The sequence below is a fragment of the Caulobacter sp. 602-1 genome, from assembly GCF_003931565.1.
Lineage (GTDB): Bacteria > Pseudomonadota > Alphaproteobacteria > Caulobacterales > Caulobacteraceae > Caulobacter.
In genome coordinates, this window is sequence record NZ_RRYI01000002.1 from 828,241 (window position 1) to 847,193 (window position 18,953).

The following is an 18,953-nucleotide window of genomic DNA, read 5'->3' on the forward strand; positions in this document are numbered from 1 at the left end:
ATGCCCTCGGCGGTGGTGACCAGAGGCGGTCACGCTCCATTCGCGCCGGCAAGGCCAAGGGTAACGAGGTTGACGACTTCGTGATCGCCAGGGCGCGCGACGCTTGACCTTGGCGTCAACGCGCCTAGTGTCGGGCCGTTGTTCACCGGGGGGTCGCTCGCGCGGCTGAGATTGGGCTCTGGCCCTGACCCGTAGAACCTGATCCGGGTCATGCCGGCGAAGGGAGGGAACGCGGATCAGGGCTTTTCGTCCGTCCGTAAACCGACTCAAGCGCGCACGTCCGGGTCTCCTCGAAGCCGAAGGAGCGCCCGAAATGAACATCCAGACCACCATCAAATCCGTGGCCGAAGCCATCTCGACCGGCCCGATCCCCGGCTCGCGCAAGGTCTACCAGGCCGGCCAGCTGTTCCCCGACATCCGCGTGCCGTTCCGCGAGGTGGCTGTCCACCCGTCGGCCAACGAACCGCCGGTGACCATCTACGACCCGTCTGGTCCTTATAGCGACCCGACTGTCGCCATCGACATCGAGAAGGGGCTGCCGCGCACGCGCGAGCCCCTGGTCGTGGCGCGCGGTGACGTCGAGCTGGTCTCCAATCCCCGCCAGGTGAAGCCCGAGGACAACGGCTTCGCCCAGGGCAAGCATCTGGCCCCCGAATTCCCGGACAACAGCCGTCCGATCTACCGCGCCAAGCCCGGCAAGCTGGTCACCCAACTGGAATACGCCCGCGCCGGGATCATCACGGCCGAGATGGAATATGTCGCCATCCGCGAGAACCTGCGCCGCGAGCAGGACCGCCCGTGCGTGCGCGACGGCGAGGACTTTGGCGCCTCGATCCCGGACTTTGTGACCCCCGAGTTCGTGCGCCAGGAAATCGCCCGCGGCCGCGCCATCATCCCGGCCAACATCAACCACGGCGAGCTGGAGCCGATGGCGATCGGCCGCAACTTCCTGGTCAAGATCAACGCCAACATCGGCAACTCGGCGGTGCTCTCGACCGTCGCCGACGAGGTTGACAAGCTGGTCTGGGCCACGCGCTGGGGCGCCGACACGGTCATGGACCTGTCGACCGGCCGCAACATCCACAACATCCGCGACTGGATCATCCGCAACAGCAGCGTGCCCATCGGCACGGTGCCGATCTACCAGGCCTTGGAAAAGGTCAACGGCGTGGCCGAGGACCTGAACTGGGAGGTCTTCCGCGACACCCTGATCGAGCAGTGCGAGCAGGGCGTCGACTACTTCACCATCCATGCCGGGGTGCGCCTGCCGTTCATCCCGATGACCGCCAAGCGCGTCACCGGCATCGTCAGCCGCGGCGGCTCGATCATGGCCAAGTGGTGCCTGGCCCACCACAAGGAGAACTTCCTCTACGAGCGCTTCGAGGACATCTGCGAGATCATGCGCGCCTACGACGTGTCGTTCAGCCTCGGCGACGGCCTGCGCCCGGGTTCGACCGCCGACGCCAATGACGAGGCCCAGTTCTCGGAACTGCGCACCCTGGGCGAACTGACCAAGGTGGCCTGGAAGCACGGCGTCCAGGTGATGATCGAAGGGCCGGGCCACGTGGCCATGCACAAGATCAAGGCCAACATGGACGAGCAGCTGAAGCACTGCCACGAGGCCCCGTTCTACACCCTCGGTCCGTTGACGACGGACATCGCGCCTGGCTACGACCACATCACCTCGGCGATCGGGGCGGCGATGATCGGCTGGTTCGGTACGGCGATGCTCTGCTACGTCACGCCCAAGGAGCACCTCGGCCTGCCGGACCGCGACGACGTCAAGACCGGCGTCATCACCTACAAGCTGGCCGCCCACGCCGCCGACCTCGCCAAGGGCCACCCGGGCGCGGCCATGTGGGACGACGCCATCAGCCGCGCGCGCTTCGAGTTCCGCTGGGAGGACCAGTTCAACTTGGGGCTCGATCCGGAAACGGCGCGCAAGTTCCACGACGAGACCTTGCCGAAGGAGGCGCACAAGACCGCCCACTTCTGCTCGATGTGCGGTCCCAAGTTCTGCTCGATGAAGATCAGCCACGAGGTCCGTGACTTCGCGGCCGGCATCGCGCCAAACGACGCGGCGCTCGGGATGGCCGAGATGAGCGAGAAGTTCAAGGAACGGGGCTCGGAGATCTATCTGAAGACCGAATAGGGCGGGTTTGACCCACCGCAAGGTGAGGCAAGAGGCGGCGGCTACAGCTTGGGCTTTCGGAGCCGCCGCCATGCCCACCCGTCGCGCCCTGATCGCCGCCATGCCGCTGCTGGTCGCGGGTTGTTCCGGCGGTGAAAGCCCTTACGACCGCGCGGTCCGGGACCTCTGGCGGCTGCCGGACCTGGGCGGCGGCGGCGTTCCGATGATCGCCCTGATCCGTGCCGCGACGCTGGCCGCGAACGGGCACAACACCCAGCCCTGGCGCTTTCGAATCGAGCCCCGCGCGATTGAGATCCTGCCGAACTTTTCGCGACGGACCCCGGTGGTGGATCCGGACGACCATCACCTGTTCGTCAGTCTCGGCTGCGCCTTGGAGACCCTGCTGCGGGCAGGGCTCGGCTATGGCTGGGCGGGCGAGCCGGAGCTTCTGCCGGGAGGCGGCGTCCGTGTGACCTTCTCCAGCGCGCAGGCGCGTCCCGACGCCCTGTTCCAGGCCATACCCCGTCGCGCGTCGACGCGGACCAAGTACGACGGAAGACCGGTGGACGCGGCCACGCTCCGTCGGCTTGAAGCCGCCATTGGACAGGACGTGGGGCTTCGATGGGTGCTGGAGCCTGACGCGCGGGCTCGCCTGACGGACATGATCGTCGCCGGGAACAGCGCTCAGCTCGCCAATCCCGCCTTCATGCGCGAACTTACCGACTGGATCCGTTTCGACGCCGGAGAAGCCTTGGCGCGACGTGACGGCCTGTTCACGGCCGCTTCCGGCAACATCACGGCGCCACGCTGGCTGGGCGAGCGGCTTTTGCCCATGGTCATGACGAAGAACGGCGAGGCCGATCGCCTCGCCGGCTGGATGAGGAGCTCGGCGGGCGCGGCGATCTTCACCGGTCCGGCCGAGACGCCCGCCAGCTGGATCGCCGTGGGGCGTGCCTTCACCCGGTTCGCGCTGACGGCGACCGCCGCGGGCTTGAAGCTGGCCTTCCTCAATCAGCCGGTCGAGGATCCGGCGACGCGCCGCCGGATGGCCGCATGGCTGGGTGAGCCGGCCAAACGCCCCGATCTCGTCGTCCGCTTCGGCTATGGACCCGAATTGCCGCGCTCCCTGCGCCGCGGCCCTCAGGCCGTTCTGCTCCGCTAGCGTCGGGCGTCGCGGCGATTTCACTGGCGCGGCGGCGGAGACGCCTCCACCGTCGCGCCCATGAAACGCTTGAGTCTTCTGGCCGCCGCCGCCGCCGCCGTTCTTGCCTTCGCCGCGCCGGCGCTCGCCGAAAGTCCGTTCTGGCCGGTGCAGCCCAAGGGCGCGCCCGTGGCGGCCGAGCTGCGCGGCGCCTGGAAGTCGCGCGGCTACGGCTGGATCGTGCTGTTCGGTCCCGACGGCGCCCAACTGTTCCAGACCGCTGGCGAGGCCTGCTATCCGGACCCGCGCCGGGAACCCGATCCCGACGGGGTCTTGTCCCTCTGGCGCGCCGAGGGGCAGGGGACGATCACCCTGACCGGCAGTCAGGACGGCACGCGCTACCTGTTCGACAAGCTGCCCAACCTGCCAACGCCCTGCATCGCGGCGGCGGCCTGGACGCCGGACCGCATCGTCGCCTTCGCCGCCGACACCTTCGCCGCCTACTACCCGCGTTCGGCCGAGCGCGGGCTGGACTGGCCGGCGCGCAAAGTCGCCGCCCTGGCCCAGGTCGGTCCCAGCGCCACCGACGCCCAGCTGTGGACGGCGCTCTCGGGCCTGATGGCCGGCCTCGACGACCCGCATGTCGAGCTGCACGGCATGGTCGCCGGTTCCCGGCGCGACCTGGAGCCCGGCGAGTCTCCGACCCTGAACCGTGTCCACGCCGCCGATCCGCAGGGCGACGAGAAGGCGTGGCTGCAGGCCTATCGCGAGGGGATCCTGACGGGGATCCTGCAAGGGCGCGGGCGACAGGCGGCCAACAACCGCGTCTTCTGGGGCCGGGTCGACGACATCGGCTATATGAACATTGTCACCATGGGCGCCTTCGCCCGCAACGCCGCGCCGGACGATCCCCGGCCTTTGGATCCCGTGCTCGACGAGGCCATGGCCGCTTTCGCCGGGGCCAAGGCGGTCATCGTCGACGTCAGCAACAACCGCGGCGGCTACGACACCATCGGCCAGCGGATCGCCGCTCGCTTTGCCGCCCAACCGCGCGCGGCCTACGCCAAGGTCCCGGTCGGGGCCAAGGCGCCGCCGCAGCCGGTCAAGGTCGAGCCCGCCAGCGCGGCCGGCTTCACCGGGCCGGTCTATCTGGTCACCAGCGACATCACCGTCAGCGCCGGCGAGACGTTCACCCTGATGATGAAGGCCCTGCCCAATGTCACCCAGGTGGGCGGGGCGACCCGCGGCGCGTTCTCCGACCAGTTGCCCAAGCCGCTGCCAAACGGCTGGACGATGGCGCTGCCGGCCGAGCTCTACAAGGGACCCGAAGGCCAGGACCTGGAGGGCAGGGGGCTCGTTCCCGACGTGCCGATGGCGATCTTTCCGGACTCGGATCTTTCCGGCGGCCACGCCAAGGCGATCGCCGGCCTGATCACGAAAATTCGCGACGGGAGTGTCGGAACGGGAAGCCGCTGAGCGTCCTTGTCCCGTCAACGACGACCAAGGGAGAACATCATGGCCTATGTCGATGGTTTCGTGCTCGCCGTGCCCAAGGATAAGCTGGACGATTACAAGGCCATGGCCCGGCTCGGGGCCGAGGTCTGGATGGAGCATGGCGCGCTGTCGTATGTCGAGTGCATCGGCGACGACGTGCCCTATGGCGAGCTGACCTCGTTCCCGCGCGCCGTCCAGGCCAAGGAAGACGAGATCGTGATCTTCTCGTGGATCACCTACAAGGATCGCGCCAGTCGAGATGAGATCAACGCCAAGGTCATGTCCGACGAGCGCCTGAAGGCGGGCATGGCCAACATGCCGTTCGACGGCAAGCGAATGATCTATGGCGGCTTCGAGAGTTTCCTGGAAGGGTAACCCGTTAGGATTGCAAACTCGCGCGGATACGCCGCCAGGCGACGCTTCGAAACCGCGCGAGGAAGACGCCTGCGACAGGGGGGGGCGGTTTATTGCCAAGCTGCAACATCGTTTCGATGTGCAACACGTGGCCGTCGAAAATGTGACGATATTTCAATGCGTGAACGCTCTTTGAGCGCCGAAAGACACACGAGTGTGCGCTTTATAGCGCATTGCTTTTTCTTAACGCCGGGGGGCGTTGCGGAGGGGGGCGCACCCCCGTAAGGAGCGACAACCCAGCGTTGGCGCGACCGAGCGTCGACGTTCCTGTCACTCGTGTTTCTCGTGGGCCTGATGACCCTTTCGACCATCCTCCTGTATGGGCTGGCCTTGGCCGCGTTCGACCCGGCGACCGCGGCCTCGGCCGCGCCGGCGATCCCCGTCTCGTCGCCGGCCGAGGCGGTCGCCGACACCGACCCGAAGAAGCCGCAGGTCAAGGACGACGGTCCCAACGAGGTCGAGGGTCTGGTCGTCCAGGCCGACCCGCGCGGCAAGGTCGAGGGCAATATCGAGCCCGAACTCGAGCTGAACGAGGAAGAGATCAAGAGCTTCGGCGCCACCAGCATCGGCGAACTGCTCACCATGCTGACGCCCCAGACCACCAGCACGCGCGGCCGCGACAGCGGCGGACCGGTGCTGCTGATCAATGGCCGTCGTATCTCGGGCTTCCAGGAGATCCAGGGCATCCCGCCCGAGGCCATCGAGAGATTCCAGATACTTCCGGAGGAGGTGGCGCTGAGCTACGGCTACAAGGCCGACCAGCGGGTCGTGAACATCATCCTCAAGAAGAACTACAACGCGCTGCAGATGCAGGCGGCGGCGACGGTCGCCACCGACGGCGGCCGGGTTTCAGGCGGCGGTGGCGGCAACCGCGTGAACATCAACGGCGATAAGCGCTGGAACGTCGACGTCCAGCTATCGCATGACCCCTATCTGCTGGAAACCGACCGCAACATCGTCCGCTCGCCGAACGGCCAGCCGTTCGATCTGGTCGGTAATGTCGCCAGCCTGAACGGCGCGGCCCTCGACCCGACGATTCCCGCCAGCTTCGCGGGCGTGCCGGACTCGGCCGTGAACGGCCGCGCGCCGCTGGCCGACTTCGGTCCGCTGGCCGGCCGCTACAATACCGGCGACCTGACGGCCAGCCGCTCCCTGATCTCCAAGTCCGACAAGGGCACCTTCCGGGGCTCGATCAGCCGCGACCTCAACAAGCAGACCCAGCTGACCCTCAGCGGCAATCTGGAAGACACGAGCAGCCACGCCCTGCTGGGCCTGCCGGGCGTGAACTTCACCCTGCCGTCCGGAAGCCCGTTCTCGCCGTTCTCGCAGGCCGTGACCGGCTATCGCTACATCGACGCGCCGGGCGCCCTGTCGCGCGACGTGGACACCCTGCGCACCCAGGTCAGCATGGCCGCCAACGGCCGGATCAAGGACTGGCGCTGGAACGTCACCGGCGACTTCGACCGCACCAAGACCGACACCGAGACCGGTCGCGGTCTAGACGCCTCGGCGTTCCAGACGGCGGTGGCGGCGGGCGATCCGACCGTCAATCCGTTCGGCGTGATCGCGCCCAGCCTCTACAAGGCCGTCGCTCCGGACACGGCCCACTCGATCTCGACCGCGGCCAGCGCCGAACTGGTGTTGAACGGCAATCTCTTCATGCTGCCGGCCGGCGGCCTGCAGACGACGTTCAAGGTCGGGGCCAACAGCAAGGGCCTGAACTCGGAGACGGTCCGTTCGGGCGTCACCACCAAGCGCGATATCACCCGCACGACGGAGAGCTTCCAGAGCAGCTTCAACCTGCCGATCACCAGCACGCGCAACAACGTTCTGGCCAAGCTGGGCGACCTCTCGGCCAACTTCAACGCCGGCTATGACAACCTGTCGGACCTGGGCGGGCTGACCACCCTGGGGGGCGGCTTCAACTGGTCGCCGATCAAGCCGATCAGCTTCATCGCCAGCTACACCGACGAAGAGGGCGCGCCCACGACCAACCAGATCAACGACCCTCTGGTGGTGACGCCGAACGTCTCGGTGTTCGACTTCACGACCGGCCAGACCGTGATCATCAGCCGCACCGACGGCGGCAACGCCAACCTGCTGAACGACAACCGCCGGGTGAGCAAGTTCGGCGTCAACTACAAGCCGTTCACCAGCATCGAGCTGACCTTCAACGCCACCTACACCCGGGCCGAGACCAAGAACGTGATCGCGTCTTTCCCCGCGATCACGCCGGACCTGGAGCGCGCCTTCCCGGATCGTTTCGTGCGCGACGCCTCGGGCCGCCTGTTGTCGATCGACGCCCGGCCGGTGAACTTCGCCAGCGCGCAGAACGAGAACATCCGCTGGGGCTTCAACCTGTTCAAGGCGATCGGCAAGCCGACGCCGGGCGCGGCTGGCGGTCCCGGAGGGCGCTTCGGCGGCCCGGGCGGCGGCCCGCCCGGCGGCGGCATGATGCGCATGGGCGGCGGCGGTCCTGGCGGTCCGCCGGGCGGCGGCGGCGGTCCCGGCGGCGGCATGATGGGCCCGCCCCCGGGCATGATGCGTCCCGGCCAGGGCCTGTTCCAGTTGTCGGTCTATCACACCTGGCGCCTCAGCGACGAGATCACCGTCCGCAAGGGGATGCCCGTTCTGGACCAGCTGGACGGCGCGGCGATCAGCGCCCGCAACGGCCAGGCGCGCCACGAGGTCTCGATCCAGGGCGGCTATTTCAAGGATGGTCTGGGCTTCCGCTTCAACGGCGCCTGGAAGGCCTCGACCTGGGTCGACGGCGGCTCGACCGGCGGCCAGGCCCTGTACTTCTCGGACCTGGCGACGCTGGGCGTGAACCTGTTCGCCAATTTCGGCGCGCCCGCGCGCAAGCCGATGGTCGACAAGTTCCCGATCCTGAAAGGGGCCCAGGTGTCGCTGAACTTCGAGAACCTGTTCGACTCCAAGCAGTCGGTGCATGACCAGAGCGGCGCGACGCCCCAGGCCTACCAGCGCGACTATCTGGACCCGCTGGGCCGGACGGTGCGCCTGGGCTTCCGGAAGCTGCTCTAGGGTTTGTTTTGACGCATTTTTTGACGGCGAACCGGTATCCACTTCGTCGGAAAATGCTCTAGCGCTTAAGGCTTGGGCGGGGCGGCGTCACCGTCCTTGGCCTTGTCGCCGGTGACCAGGCCGATGTCGGCCTGAGCGCCGCCGCCGCGCTGCTTTTTGATGTACTCCAACTCGGCCTTGGCGCCGGCGTGGTTGGGCTCCAGCTTCAGCGCCGCCTCGTAAGCGGCCTGGGCCTCGTCCAGGCGCTTCAGTTCGATCAGGGCGAAGCCCTTGCCGCGCAGCACGCGCGCCTCGCCGCCAGGCTCAAGCAGCTTGGTGATGAAATCGATCTTCTCGGCGCGCTCGTAGAGGTCGAGGGCGTCCGAGAAGCGCTTGAGTACGACCAGGGCGCCGCCCTTTTCGGTGATCAGCGCCAAATTGTCGGGCTGCAGGGCCAAGCCCTTGTCCAGATAGGCGATGGCCCCACGCGGGTCGCGCTGCTCGTTGGCGATCGAGCCCAGCAGCAGGGCGGCCATCGGATAGGTGTTGAGGCTGGTGGCGATCGTCCCGGCCTTACCTTCCCTGCTGTTGAGCGCGCTGACCAGGATCGCGCCGCTCATGGCCGCCGTGCGGGACTGGGCGCGGATGACGGTCAGGTCGTCCCTGCGCTCGATTTGCGGATAGCTGGCCGGGGCGTGGCTGAGAACGGTCGTCAGGTCCTTTTCGAACGCCTTGGCGGCCTGCAGCGAGCCGGATTGGTAAGCCTTCTTCAGGACCTCCTGATCCTGGGCTTCCTGTTCGGAAACCTTCAACTGGATGATGGTCTGGTTGGCGGCCAGGACCGGCATGGGCGAAATCGCCAGGGCGACGGCGGAGAAGGCGGCGATCCAGCGCATGAGCACTCCTTAGGTATCGAGACTCTAAGCTACGTCTGTAATAAATCAACCTAGGCATTAGTCGATTGGTCGCATCGCGGCTCAACGCGTCATTAAACTCTCAAGCGCACGCTTCCTGCTAGAACCGCCGCTCTCGGCGGATCGGAGGCCGTCATGGCGACCATGACTTCCAGCACGCGCCGCACAGGCGACCACTTCGAGCCCACCGACACCGATCCCCAGGTCCAGCGCCGCCTGCGCGGCTATCTGGAGCAGATCGACTATACGGCCTACGCTTCGAACAAGGCGGTGCTTGGCGCGATCGTGCCGAAAGCCGAAGCCGGCCGCTTCCAGCGCCTGGCCGTGGCCACCGCGACTGCCCGCGCCAAGTGGGTGGCCGAGGCCGCGGCGATGACCGACGCTAGCGCATCGCTCTCAGAAGCCCAGGTCGCGCGCCTGGCTCACCTGCGTTCGGCCTATGAGGAACTGGCGGCGGTCTACGAGGCCACTCGGCGTCTGGTCGAGCGGGGCTATGTGGCCTACCGCGCTGCTGACGGATAATTACCCGGGCAATATTGACTTGAAGTTTCGTCCGGGTAAAAGGCGCGTCAGACGGTAGCCTCTGGAGGAGCTTGGCATGTCCGACCGCAAGGCGCTGCTGCGCGAGTATAAGGAACGCAAGGTCGAGGCCGGGATCTACGCCGTGCGTTGCGTCCCGACGGGTGCGGTGTGGATCGGCGCGGCGCCGGACCTCTCCAATCGCCAGAACGGCGTCTGGTTCTCGCTGCGCCTTGGCTCCCATCGCGAGAAGAGCCTGCAGGCGGCCTGGAACAGCCATGGCGCGGACGCCTTCGTGTTCGAGGCCGTCGAGGCGGTCGATGTCGCGGACCTTGACGGCGCCATGCGCGCCTCGAAGCTCAAGGATCGTCGCGCCCACTGGATCGCAACGCTGAACGCCACGGGGCTGAACTGATGGACGAGGTGTTTGTCGTTTTCCACGGGCCGACGCGCGTGGCGGTCGGCTCGCGCCTCGACGCGGCCCTGGCGGCCCAGAGGCTGGTCGGCGAGGCGGGGGTGCTGATCTTCGATCCCGCGGGTCGCTCGGTGGACTTTGATCTCAGCGGCGGGCCGGACGTCCTGGCCGCGCGTCTCGCGCCGCCCGCGGAGACGCCGCGCGGTAGAGGCCGGCCTAAGCTTGGCGTGGTGGCGCGGGAGGTGACCTTGCTGCCCCGCCACTGGGACTGGCTGGCCACGCAGCCCGGCGGCGCGTCGGTGGCCCTGCGCAAGCTGGTGGAGGCCGCCCGCCGGGCCAGCGAAGGTCCGGACCGCGTCCGCGCCGCCCGCGAGGCGGCCTATCGCTTCGCCTCGGCGATCGGCGGCGACCTGCCGGCGTTCGAGGAGGCCATGCGGGCCCTGTTCGCTGGCGATGACGCGGCTTTCGAGGCCCGGATCCAGGCCTGGCCGGGGGACATCGCCGCCCAGCTGCGGACCTATGCGGCGGAGGCGTTCGGGGAGGCTTAACCGCCGGACTTCGCAACGACCTCGTCCAGCACGGCCTTGTAGGCTGTGTCGAACGGAGCCTTGTCGCTGTCGGGCTTGGCGGGCCACAGCGGCCGCAGGGCGGCCGTGCGGGCGGCGGCGTTGCTCAGCCAGGCGGGATCGGCCTTGGCCAGCCTGGTCAGGCGCGCCTCGATCTCGGCCTTGGGCCGACCGTCATAGGCCAGCAGCGAGCGAAGCGCCCACAGCGCCTGCTCGTCCGGATTGGGTTTGGCCGCGCCAGGCTTGCGATGGGCGGTCCAGCGTACGGCGTCCAGGATCTGGGCGCGATAGAGCGGGTCGTTCCAGGTGCTGGGCGTATGACCCAGGCTGGTGTGGAACAGGCGGCCCTGGCCGATCTGGCGCGTCCAGGTGACCGGCACGAACCATGGGCGCTTGAGGGCCATGTCGGTGAAGTCGAGAGCCTGCAGCGCGCGGACCTTGGTCGGATCATAGTCCGAGTACTGATAGATCTCCTCGGCATAGGTGAAGCGGGCGGGCCAGGCGGTGTTGACGGGATCCTTGCCGCCCCCCGCTTTCTGACCGAGCGCCTGGACGGTGATCGGCGTGCCCTGGGTCCAGGGATGGCCGGCGAACTTGCCGTTGATGAAGGCGGTGTAGGTCAGTCCGGGGCCGCTATAGTCCCAATGGGTGTCGGTGGCGCTATGCAGGCCCACGAAGCCGCCCTTGCCGCTCTCGACCCACCGCTGCACGGCGGCCCAGTTCTCGGCCGAAATCGGCAGTTCGCCGGTCGTGTAGAAGATCAGGACGTCGACGTCCTTGAGCTTCTGGGGCGTGATCACGCGTGCGTCCTGGGTGGACTCCACGGTGAAGGCGCCGGTCCTGGCCGCGATTTCGGCCAGGGCGATCTCGGACGGGGTCGGGCCGTTGCTGTTGGCGGGACGCGTGACGGGCTTGTGCACGAAACCGACGGACTGATCGAGATAGAGCACCCGGATCTTCGCGGGCGCGGCCTGGGCGACCGGACCAGAAAGCGCGGCGACCGCCGCGAACAGAGGCAGCAATCGGCGCATCATCATCTCAGCCCTTGGGTTGCATCAGGTCCCAGCGATTGCCGGAAAGGTCCTCGAACACCGCCACCGTGCCGTAGGCCTCGTGGCGTGGTTCTTCCAGGAAGGTGACGCCGGCGGCGCTCATACGGGCGTGGTCGCCGGCGAAGTCGTCCGTGTGCAGAAAGAGCCAGACCCGGCCGCCGCCCTGGCGGCCGATCGCCTCGGCCTGGTCGCCGGTGGCGCGGGCCAGCAGAAAGTTCGTGCCCTCGCTCCCAGGCGAGACCACGACCCAGCGCTTGCCGTGGCCCATGTCGGTGTCTTCCACCAGGGTGAAGCCGAGCTTGCCGACATAGAAGGCGATGGCCTCGTCGTAGTCGGCGACCAGCAGGGAGACGAGGGCGACGCGGCGGGCCATGGCGGGACTCGAGCTTGAAGGACGCGCGAGCCTAGCCGTTCCCGCCGGGAAGGAAAGTGGTCAGGCCATTAGCCTCCGGCATAGCCGCCAATGATCGGCAGGATCTCGCCGGTGATGAAGCTGGCCGTCTGGGGCGAGGCCAGGAACACGTAGGCCGGCGCGATCTCCTCCGGCTGGGCCGCCCGCTTCATCGGGGTCTTGGCGCCGAACTGGGCGACGTCGGGGCCCAGCTTGTCGGCCGGGTTCAGCGGGGTCCAGACGGGGCCGGGCGCGACGGCGTTCACCCGGATGCCCCTGTCGATCAGGTGCGTGGCCAGCGAGCGGGTGAAGGCGTGGATGCCGCCCTTGGTCATCGAGTAGTCCAGCAGGTCCTTGTTGCCCAGAAGGCCGGTCACCGAGCCGGTGTTGATGATCGCGCCGCCGTTGGGCAGGTGCTTCACCGCCGCCTTGGCCATGTGGAAATAGCCATAGAGGTTGGTCTTTAAGGTGCGGTCGAAGTGCGCCTCGGTCAGGTCCTCGAAGTCGAGCACGTGCTCCTGGAACGCGGCGTTGTTGACCAGGATGTCGAGCCGGCCGAACTCGGCCACCGTCCTTTCCACGGCCGCCTTGGCGTAGGCCGGGTCGGCGACGTCGCCCGGCAGCAGGATGGCCCGCCGGCCCTCCTGCTCGACGGCCATGCGGGTCAGGTTGGCGTCGTCGTCCTCGTTGAGATAGCCGATGGCGACATCCGCGCCCTCGCGGGCGAACAGCACGGCCACGGCCCGGCCGATGCCGCTGTCGGCGCCGGTGATCAGGGCCACCTTGCCCTCAAGCTTGCCCGAGCCCTTGTAGAATGGGGCGTCATACATTGGGGCCGGGTTCAGCGCGGCCTCGTCGCCGGGCTTGGCCTGGTGCTGTTCGGGATACGGCGGAGCGGGGTAGGGGCGGGCGCCCGCCTGCATGGCATGGCTGCGTTCGGCGTCCTTGGCCTCGTCCTTGGACTGGAAGGAGCGTTCCTCCTTGGCGTCCAGCGGGGCCTGGATCTCGCGATAGGCCTTGGCGACCTGATCGCTGGTGTGCTCGAACTCGGGGGTCTGTGTCTCGGCCATGGCGCGCTCCTCTCGGGGACTGAGCCCGAAGAACCGTTGGCCGCTCGCGATGTTCCAAGCCTCGCCGAAAGCGGGTTGCCCACAAATCGGGCATGAGCCACTTTGCGCGCCCTTCTTCGACCACCGCCTTCCAGATTTCGGGGTGAAGACCATGCCGCGCGACGCGGCCGGAGCGGCGCTTCCCTCGGGGCAGCCGCGCGGCCCGATCCTGACCGACCTCCTCGAACTGCTCCGTCTGGCGGGGCCGGTCGTGCTGTCGCGCCTGGGCATCATGGTCATGGGCCTGACCGACGCCATCGTCGTCGGCCACTTCTCGGCCCGGCAACTGGGCTTCCACGCCATGGCCTGGGCCCCGACCTCGGTGTTCGTCACCGCCACGGTCGGCCTGCTGGTCGGGGTGCAGGTGATGACCGCCCGCGCGATCGGCGCCGGCAAGCCGCACGAGACCGGCGCGGTGCTGCGGCGAGGTCTCAGCTACGGCGCCTGGCTGGGCGTCGGCTCGGCGGCGCTGCTGGCCCTGTTCGGGCCCTTGTTCCTGCACGCCATGGGCCTGAAGGACGGCCTGGCCGACGGGGCGACCGCGCCGCTGATCGTCTTCTCGCTGTCGCTGCCGGTCTATGCGATCTCGGTGGTGCTGACCTTCTGGCTGGAGGGCCTGGCGCGGCCGGCTCCGGGGGCGGTGATGATGTGGTTGGCCAATGTCGTGAACCTGGCCGCCAACCTGCTGTTCGTGCCCGGGACCTTCGGCCTGCCAGCCATGGGCGCGGTCGGCGGCGCCTGGTCGACCTTCGTGGCTCGCACCGCCCTGGCGATCGCCCTGGCGATCTACGTCCTGCGCATGAAGGACTCCCGCGAACTGGGCGTCTTCGACAAGCCGGCCCACAACAAGGCCGCCGAGATCGAGCAGCGCAAGATTGGCTACGGCGCCGGGGCGTCCAATTTCTTCGAGGTCTCGGCCTTCGCGGGCATGAACCTGATCTGCGGATGGATCGGCAGCCTTGCCGTGGCCGCATACACCGTGGTCCTGAACGTCTCGGCCATCGTCTTCATGGTCCCGCTGGGCGTGGCGACGGCCACCGCCGTACAGGTCGGCCGGGCCTATGGCGCGCGCGACCCGGAAGGCATGAAGCGGGCCGGCTGGATCGCCTTCGCTGTTATCGCGGTGATCGGGACGCTGTTTGGCCTTCTGCTCTATCCGGCCAAGCACTGGGTGGCGCTGGCCTACACCACTGACCCGGCGGCCATGACGCTGATCCTCCCGGCGATGGCGTTGGCCTGCCTGTTCTTCGCGCCCGACGCGGTGCAGGTAGTGGCCGCCCAGGCGCTGCGGGCGCGGGGCGAGGTGTGGATCCCGACTGTGACCCACCTGATCAGCTACGCGCTGGTCATGGGCCCGCTGGCCTGGTGGCTGGCGATCCCGCGCGGCATGGGCCTGAACGGGGTGCTGATCTCGATCATTATCACCAGCTTCCTGGCCGCCGGCTTCCTGCTCTTCAGGTTCAGGATGCTGGACTGGCGGGATCGGAAGCTGGCGGGCGAGGAGGCCTAAGCCCCCAGGATCCAGCCTTCTTCGGTCGAAGCCGCTTCCAGCGCGTCCTCGGAGAGGCCCTTCGGCGCGTCGAACAACGCCCCCAGCTTTCCCGCTTCGTCCAATTTGGCGAAGTGTTCGGCCAGGGTGCGCACCTGGGTCAGGTCCTTGACCTCGCCCGGCGTGGCCGTGACCTTCAGCAGCGACGGATAGACCTCGGCCGCCACCACGGCGACGCCATCGAGATCGGCCTCGGTCAGGGCCTTGAAACCGGTCTCGAACGGCCACACGCGCACGGCCTCGCCGCGGGCGTCCTTCAGGCGGCGCACCGCCGGGATGCCCATGATCGCCTGACCGCCGACCGAACCGTTGTAGTAGAGCTTCCAGATCGAGTGAGCGCCTTTGGCGGCCTCATCGGCGTAACGGAACTCCGGCAGGTCGTCAGGCCCGTGCTCGCGCGGGCGCTTGGGCTGCAGCGTGGTCAGCGCGTCCTTGGGCGGGCAGCCCCAGAACGGGAAGGGGCCGCCGGTCAGGCGACGATTGATCTCCGAGCCGACGCCGAAGCGGTTGTTGGTGTTGTCGGCCTTGTCCTTGACCATCTTGGCCAGCTGGTCCCAGACCGCGCGCCAGGGCGTTTCGCCCGGCAGCGAGAGGGCCTTGGAAAGCCCGCGCGGGAAGCCCAGCGGGAAGTCGAAGCCCACCAGGGCCCGTTCGCCGCGCTTCTTCAGGTCGTCGAGGATGGCGGCCAGCCGCGTCTCGGCCTCGCCGCGCGTCGCGGGATTATAGCTCTCGAAGGTCAGGCGGAAGCGCACGTCGCGCTTGAGCACGCCAATCCAGATGGAGTCCGCGCCCGTCGTCGGCTTGGCCGCGGCGCTCCAGTCGACGATCACATAGGCGCTGAACAGACGCGACACGGTACGCGGCTCCCCGGGAAGGACAGGAGCCGCGCTTCTACTCCGGCGCGAACCCCACGGCCAGCCCGCCGCTAAGCCCAAAAGAAAAAGAGCCTGTCCTTTCGGACAGGCTCTCGGGTGTTTGAGCTGAGGATCAGGCCGCGTCGCGGATCCGGGTGGTCGGGCCGATCGGGCGGCCGTCGCGGGCGAACCAGCGGATCGGCGGCTCGCAGGCGCTGCCCAGGGCCGCGCGGACGATGGCCGGCGGGCGGCGTTCTTCCGGGGTCATGAACAGGCCGTTGGTCTTGACCTTCAGGCCGGCGATCTTGTTGGCGCCCAGCATGGTCAGCGGCACGGCCAGGACCAGGCCCAACAGGATCGGGGCGGTCGAGGTGAACAGGTCCGGGGTGAACCAGAACACGCCGCCCAGGATCAGGCCCGTGACGCTGATCCAGCCCATCGCGGCGCTGGCCTCCTTGAAGGCGACCTTGTCGGCGTCGCGGCGCTGGGTGGCCCAGCCGCCGACCTTGCCGGCCATGATTTCCACGATGGCGCGGGTCTGGGTGAACATCAGCATCGGGGCGACGAGCGCCGAGAGCAGCATCTCGACGGCCAGGCCGGCGGCGACGCGGCGCTTGCCGCCAAAGCCCTTGATCTCGGCCTTGCGGCTGAAGACCAGGATCGAGCCCATGATCTTGGGGCCGAACAGCAGCAGGAAGGTGATGATCATGGCCCAGGCGGTGGCCTGGATTTCGCGCCAGTCGATCAGGGCGTGCGCCGCGGCCTGCAGGTCGGCCATGGTGAAGGCGGCCTTCTTCAGCTCAGGCATCAGGGCGCGCGAGGTGACGCCCGCCGTCAGAGCGATGAACCACAGCGGCGACAGGGCGTAGCTCAGCACGCCGATCACCAGGTGCAGCCGGCTCATCCAGTGCAGGCCGGGCAGGGCGATCAGCGGCACGTGCTGAACATTGCCCCGGCACCAGCGGCGATCGCGCGTGGCGAAGTCCAACAGGTTCGAGGGGCTCTCCTCGTACGAGCCTTCCAGATAGGGCGCCAGGTGGACGCTCCAGCCCCCCCGGCGCAGCAGGGCGCTTTCCAGGGCGTCGTGGCTCATCACCTCGCCGCCGAAGGGCTTGGGGCCATTGAGGTGCGGCAGGCCGCAGGTCTCGGCGAAGGCGCGGGTGCGGACGATGGCGTTGTGACCCCAGAAGGAGCTCTCCGACCCCGACCACCAGGCCAGGCCCGTCCAGGCGACACGGCCGTACAGGCGCGTGGCGAACTGCAAGGTGCGGGCGAAGATCGTCTGGCCGTTGATGATCATCGGCATGGTCTGGATCAGGCCGGCGCCGGGGTGACGCTCCATGGCGTCGGCCAGGCGCACCATGGCCTCGCCGGTCATCAGGCTGTCGGCGTCCAGCACCAGCATGTGCTCATAGGCGCTGCCCCAGCGGCGCACCCAGTCGGCGACGTTGCCCGCCTTGCGGCCCGTGTTTTCCTTGCGGACGCGATAGAAGACGTTGCTGTGGGCCTCGCGGCGGAAGCGGGCGAAGCAGGCCTGCTCGGCCAGGGCCACCTGCGCGTCGCGGGTGTCGCTGAGCACGAAAATGTCGAAGTGGCGGCTCATGCCCGTCTCGGCGATGGAGGCGTCCATGGCGCGCAGGCGGGCGAAGACCGCGGCGGCGTCCTCGTTGTGCACCGGCATCAGGATGGCCGTGCGCGTGTGCAGCTTGGGCATCGGGGCCTCGCCGTCGATGCCGAGCGGATCCTTGGGCTTGCCCAGCAGGATCACGAAGCCAGCCACGGCGGTGCAGAACCATAGCGACAGGGCCAGGAACAGCGGGGCCAGCAGGGTCAGGACCACGCCTTCCAGGCGGGTTACGCCACCGAGCGCGATGGTGTCGAAGGTGGCCTTCCAGCCGGCGAAGCCCATGGCGATCGTCGCCAGCGCCACGACCCAGCGGCGGAAGGTCATGTCGGCGACCAGGGCGGAGGCGCGGCGCGAGCCGCCTTGCCAGAAGCCCAGCGGCTGAACCGGCATGGCTAGCGGCGCCTCGGCGGGGACTTCCACCGTCTCACGGCGAACGACCTGATCGAGGGTCACGCTCGTGGAGGAGCGCACGTCGAAGAGGCTGGAGCGATCGCTCATGTCTTGGAACTCGGGCTGTTTCGGCGTGGAGAGCCGCCGACCTCTCTTAGAGTAAAACCTCGATCACAAATTCGCTACCGGAAATCACGCGAATTTCGCAGTTGCGAGAAAAAACCTCCGCGACGGTATGGAGCAGGGATGCTCGCTCATATGGGGAATTTCAATAAGTAATTGAATATGTGGACGTTAAATTGTGGAAGAGAAGCTTGGCCATTAGAAATCCGTTCGCAAGCTTAGCCGCGTAGACCATCACGTTCCCCCCTCGCGGGAGCGCCTTCGAGCGCCGATTTGATGCTGAAAGGCGCCTCGCCGCGCGGCATTTCGGACCCTGGGCTCCGGATTCTCACGCGCGATCACGGAGCCGCGAGGTCAGGCCCGCACGACCTCGTGCAGAACCTTCAGGGTCTTCAGCAGCGCCGCCGCGCCGTCCAGCGGCAGGCAGCTGGGGCCGTCGCAGAGGGCCTTGTCGGGATCGGGGTGGAATTCCAGGAACACCGCGTCGGCGCCGGCCGCCACCGCGGCCTTGGCGATGATCGGCACGCCGGAGCGGCGGCCGCCCGTCGAGGCGCCGCCGGTGCGAGGGTCCGCGCCCGGCAGCTGCACGGCGTGGGTGGCGTCGATCGAGACCGGCACGCCCAGGGCCTGCATCTCGGCGATGCCCAGCATGTCGACCACCAGGTTGTTGTAGCCGAACGAGGCGCCGCGCTCGCACAGCACGATTTCCAGGTCCGACGCGGCCTCGCGGGCCTTGCTGATGATGTTCTTGCAGTCCCAGGGCGCGATGAACTGCGCCTTCTTGGCGTGCATGATCCCTTGCTGGGCCGCCGTGGCCTTTGCGGCGGCGACGATCAGGTCGGTCTGGCGCACCAGGAAGGCGGGGATCTGGACCAGGTCGGCGACGGCGGCGACCGGTTCGGCCTGTTCGACCTCGTGCAGGTCGGTGGCGATCGGTACGTTCAGCTGACGCTTGACCTCGGCCAGGATCTTGAGGCCCTCGGTCAGGCCCGGACCGCGATAGCTCTTGATCGACGAGCGGTTGGCCTTGTCGAAGCTGGCCTTGAAAATATAGGGCAGGCCCAGCTCGGTCGTGACCGCCTTCAGCTCGCGGCCGACCTCCAGCGCCAGGTCCAGGTTCTCCAGGACGTTCAGGCCCGCGATCACGGCCAGCGGCTGGCCGTCGCCGATCGCGATGTTCCAGCGCTTGAGGTGGGCGACGGGCATGGGAATCTCCAAGGGCGTAGAGGCGAAGGCCGCATCT

General features: G+C 68.0%; 16 protein-coding genes and 1 riboswitch. Of the genes, 9 read left to right on the forward strand and 7 right to left on the reverse strand.

Annotated elements, in window-relative coordinates:
* Positions 1-136: 136 nt before the first annotated feature.
* Positions 137-242: riboswitch (TPP riboswitch) on the forward strand.
* Positions 243-313: 71 nt separating this feature from the next.
* From thiC to EIK80_RS08510, 5 genes are all read left to right on the forward strand, one after another.
* Entirely contained in the window at positions 314-2,152 is a 1,839-nt protein-coding gene (gene thiC / locus EIK80_RS08490; RefSeq protein WP_125156521.1) for a phosphomethylpyrimidine synthase ThiC, read from the forward strand.
* A 70-nt stretch (positions 2,153-2,222) separates the two neighbouring features.
* On the forward strand, positions 2,223-3,293 hold the full coding sequence (locus tag EIK80_RS08495; RefSeq protein ID WP_125156522.1) for a hypothetical protein: 1,071 nt from the start codon (positions 2,223-2,225) through the stop codon (positions 3,291-3,293).
* 60 nt (positions 3,294-3,353) lie between these two features.
* Positions 3,354-4,748, forward strand: a complete 1,395-nt coding sequence (locus EIK80_RS08500) for a S41 family peptidase (RefSeq protein WP_125156523.1) — start codon at positions 3,354-3,356, stop codon at positions 4,746-4,748.
* 39 nt (positions 4,749-4,787) lie between these two features.
* Positions 4,788-5,141: a DUF1428 domain-containing protein gene (locus EIK80_RS08505; protein WP_125156524.1), complete on the forward strand. Its 354-nt coding sequence runs from the start codon at positions 4,788-4,790 to the stop codon at positions 5,139-5,141.
* 333 nt (positions 5,142-5,474) lie between these two features.
* Positions 5,475-8,222: a TonB-dependent receptor plug domain-containing protein gene (locus EIK80_RS08510; protein WP_125156525.1), complete on the forward strand. Its 2,748-nt coding sequence runs from the start codon at positions 5,475-5,477 to the stop codon at positions 8,220-8,222.
* Positions 8,223-8,287: 65 nt separating this feature from the next.
* On the opposite strand, the gene EIK80_RS08515 is transcribed toward EIK80_RS08510, so the two are convergent.
* Positions 8,288-9,097 (reverse strand): tetratricopeptide repeat protein, encoded by an 810-nt coding sequence (locus tag EIK80_RS08515; protein WP_125156526.1) that lies wholly within the window; start codon positions 9,095-9,097, stop codon positions 8,288-8,290.
* A 153-nt stretch (positions 9,098-9,250) separates the two neighbouring features.
* Between EIK80_RS08515 and EIK80_RS08520 the strand changes: the two genes are divergently transcribed.
* The 3 genes from EIK80_RS08520 (at position 9,251) to EIK80_RS08530 (ending at position 10,597) form a co-directional block, all read left to right on the forward strand.
* Positions 9,251-9,637 (forward strand): hypothetical protein, encoded by a 387-nt coding sequence (locus tag EIK80_RS08520; protein WP_125156527.1) that lies wholly within the window; start codon positions 9,251-9,253, stop codon positions 9,635-9,637.
* 76 nt (positions 9,638-9,713) lie between these two features.
* A complete protein-coding gene (locus EIK80_RS08525; RefSeq protein ID WP_125156528.1) occupies positions 9,714-10,049 on the forward strand; it encodes a GIY-YIG nuclease family protein in 336 nt (111 codons plus the stop codon).
* Positions 10,049-10,597, forward strand: a complete 549-nt coding sequence (locus EIK80_RS08530; protein WP_125156529.1) for a DUF2239 family protein — start codon at positions 10,049-10,051, stop codon at positions 10,595-10,597. Before EIK80_RS08525 ends, EIK80_RS08530 begins: the two co-directional genes overlap by 1 nt.
* On the opposite strand, the gene EIK80_RS08535 is transcribed toward EIK80_RS08530, so the two are convergent.
* The 3 genes from EIK80_RS08535 to EIK80_RS08545 all read right to left on the reverse strand — a co-directional run bounded on the left by EIK80_RS08535 (position 10,594) and on the right by EIK80_RS08545 (position 13,128).
* On the reverse strand, positions 10,594-11,646 hold the full coding sequence (locus EIK80_RS08535; RefSeq protein ID WP_125156530.1) for a ThuA domain-containing protein: 1,053 nt from the start codon (positions 11,644-11,646) through the stop codon (positions 10,594-10,596). The two genes, EIK80_RS08530 and EIK80_RS08535, sit on opposite strands and share 4 nt — an antisense overlap.
* Positions 11,647-11,653: 7 nt before the next feature.
* Entirely contained in the window at positions 11,654-12,040 is a 387-nt protein-coding gene (locus EIK80_RS08540) for a VOC family protein (protein WP_125156531.1), read from the reverse strand.
* Between the two features lie 68 nt (positions 12,041-12,108).
* On the reverse strand, positions 12,109-13,128 hold the full coding sequence (locus tag EIK80_RS08545; protein WP_125156532.1) for an SDR family oxidoreductase: 1,020 nt from the start codon (positions 13,126-13,128) through the stop codon (positions 12,109-12,111).
* A 151-nt stretch (positions 13,129-13,279) separates the two neighbouring features.
* Here EIK80_RS08545 and EIK80_RS08550 point away from each other — a divergent pair, with 151 nt between their 5' ends.
* Positions 13,280-14,677, forward strand: coding sequence for an MATE family efflux transporter (locus EIK80_RS08550; RefSeq protein WP_125156654.1), 1,398 nt, complete (start codon positions 13,280-13,282; stop codon positions 14,675-14,677).
* Here the strand turns inward: EIK80_RS08550 and EIK80_RS08555 are convergent.
* The 3 genes from EIK80_RS08555 to kdsA form a co-directional block, all read right to left on the reverse strand.
* On the reverse strand, positions 14,674-15,570 hold the full coding sequence (locus EIK80_RS08555) for a cobalamin biosynthesis protein CbiG (RefSeq protein ID WP_125156533.1): 897 nt from the start codon (positions 15,568-15,570) through the stop codon (positions 14,674-14,676). The genes EIK80_RS08550 and EIK80_RS08555 overlap by 4 nt on opposite strands.
* A gap of 133 nt (positions 15,571-15,703) precedes the next feature.
* The gene (gene mdoH / locus EIK80_RS08560; protein ID WP_125156534.1) at positions 15,704-17,695 is read right to left on the reverse strand and encodes a glucans biosynthesis glucosyltransferase MdoH; all 1,992 of its coding nucleotides are present in this window, start codon (positions 17,693-17,695) and stop codon (positions 15,704-15,706) included.
* 369 nt (positions 17,696-18,064) lie between these two features.
* A complete protein-coding gene (gene kdsA / locus EIK80_RS08565) occupies positions 18,065-18,916 on the reverse strand; it encodes a 3-deoxy-8-phosphooctulonate synthase (protein ID WP_125156535.1) in 852 nt (283 codons plus the stop codon).
* Positions 18,917-18,953: the final 37 nt, after the last annotated feature.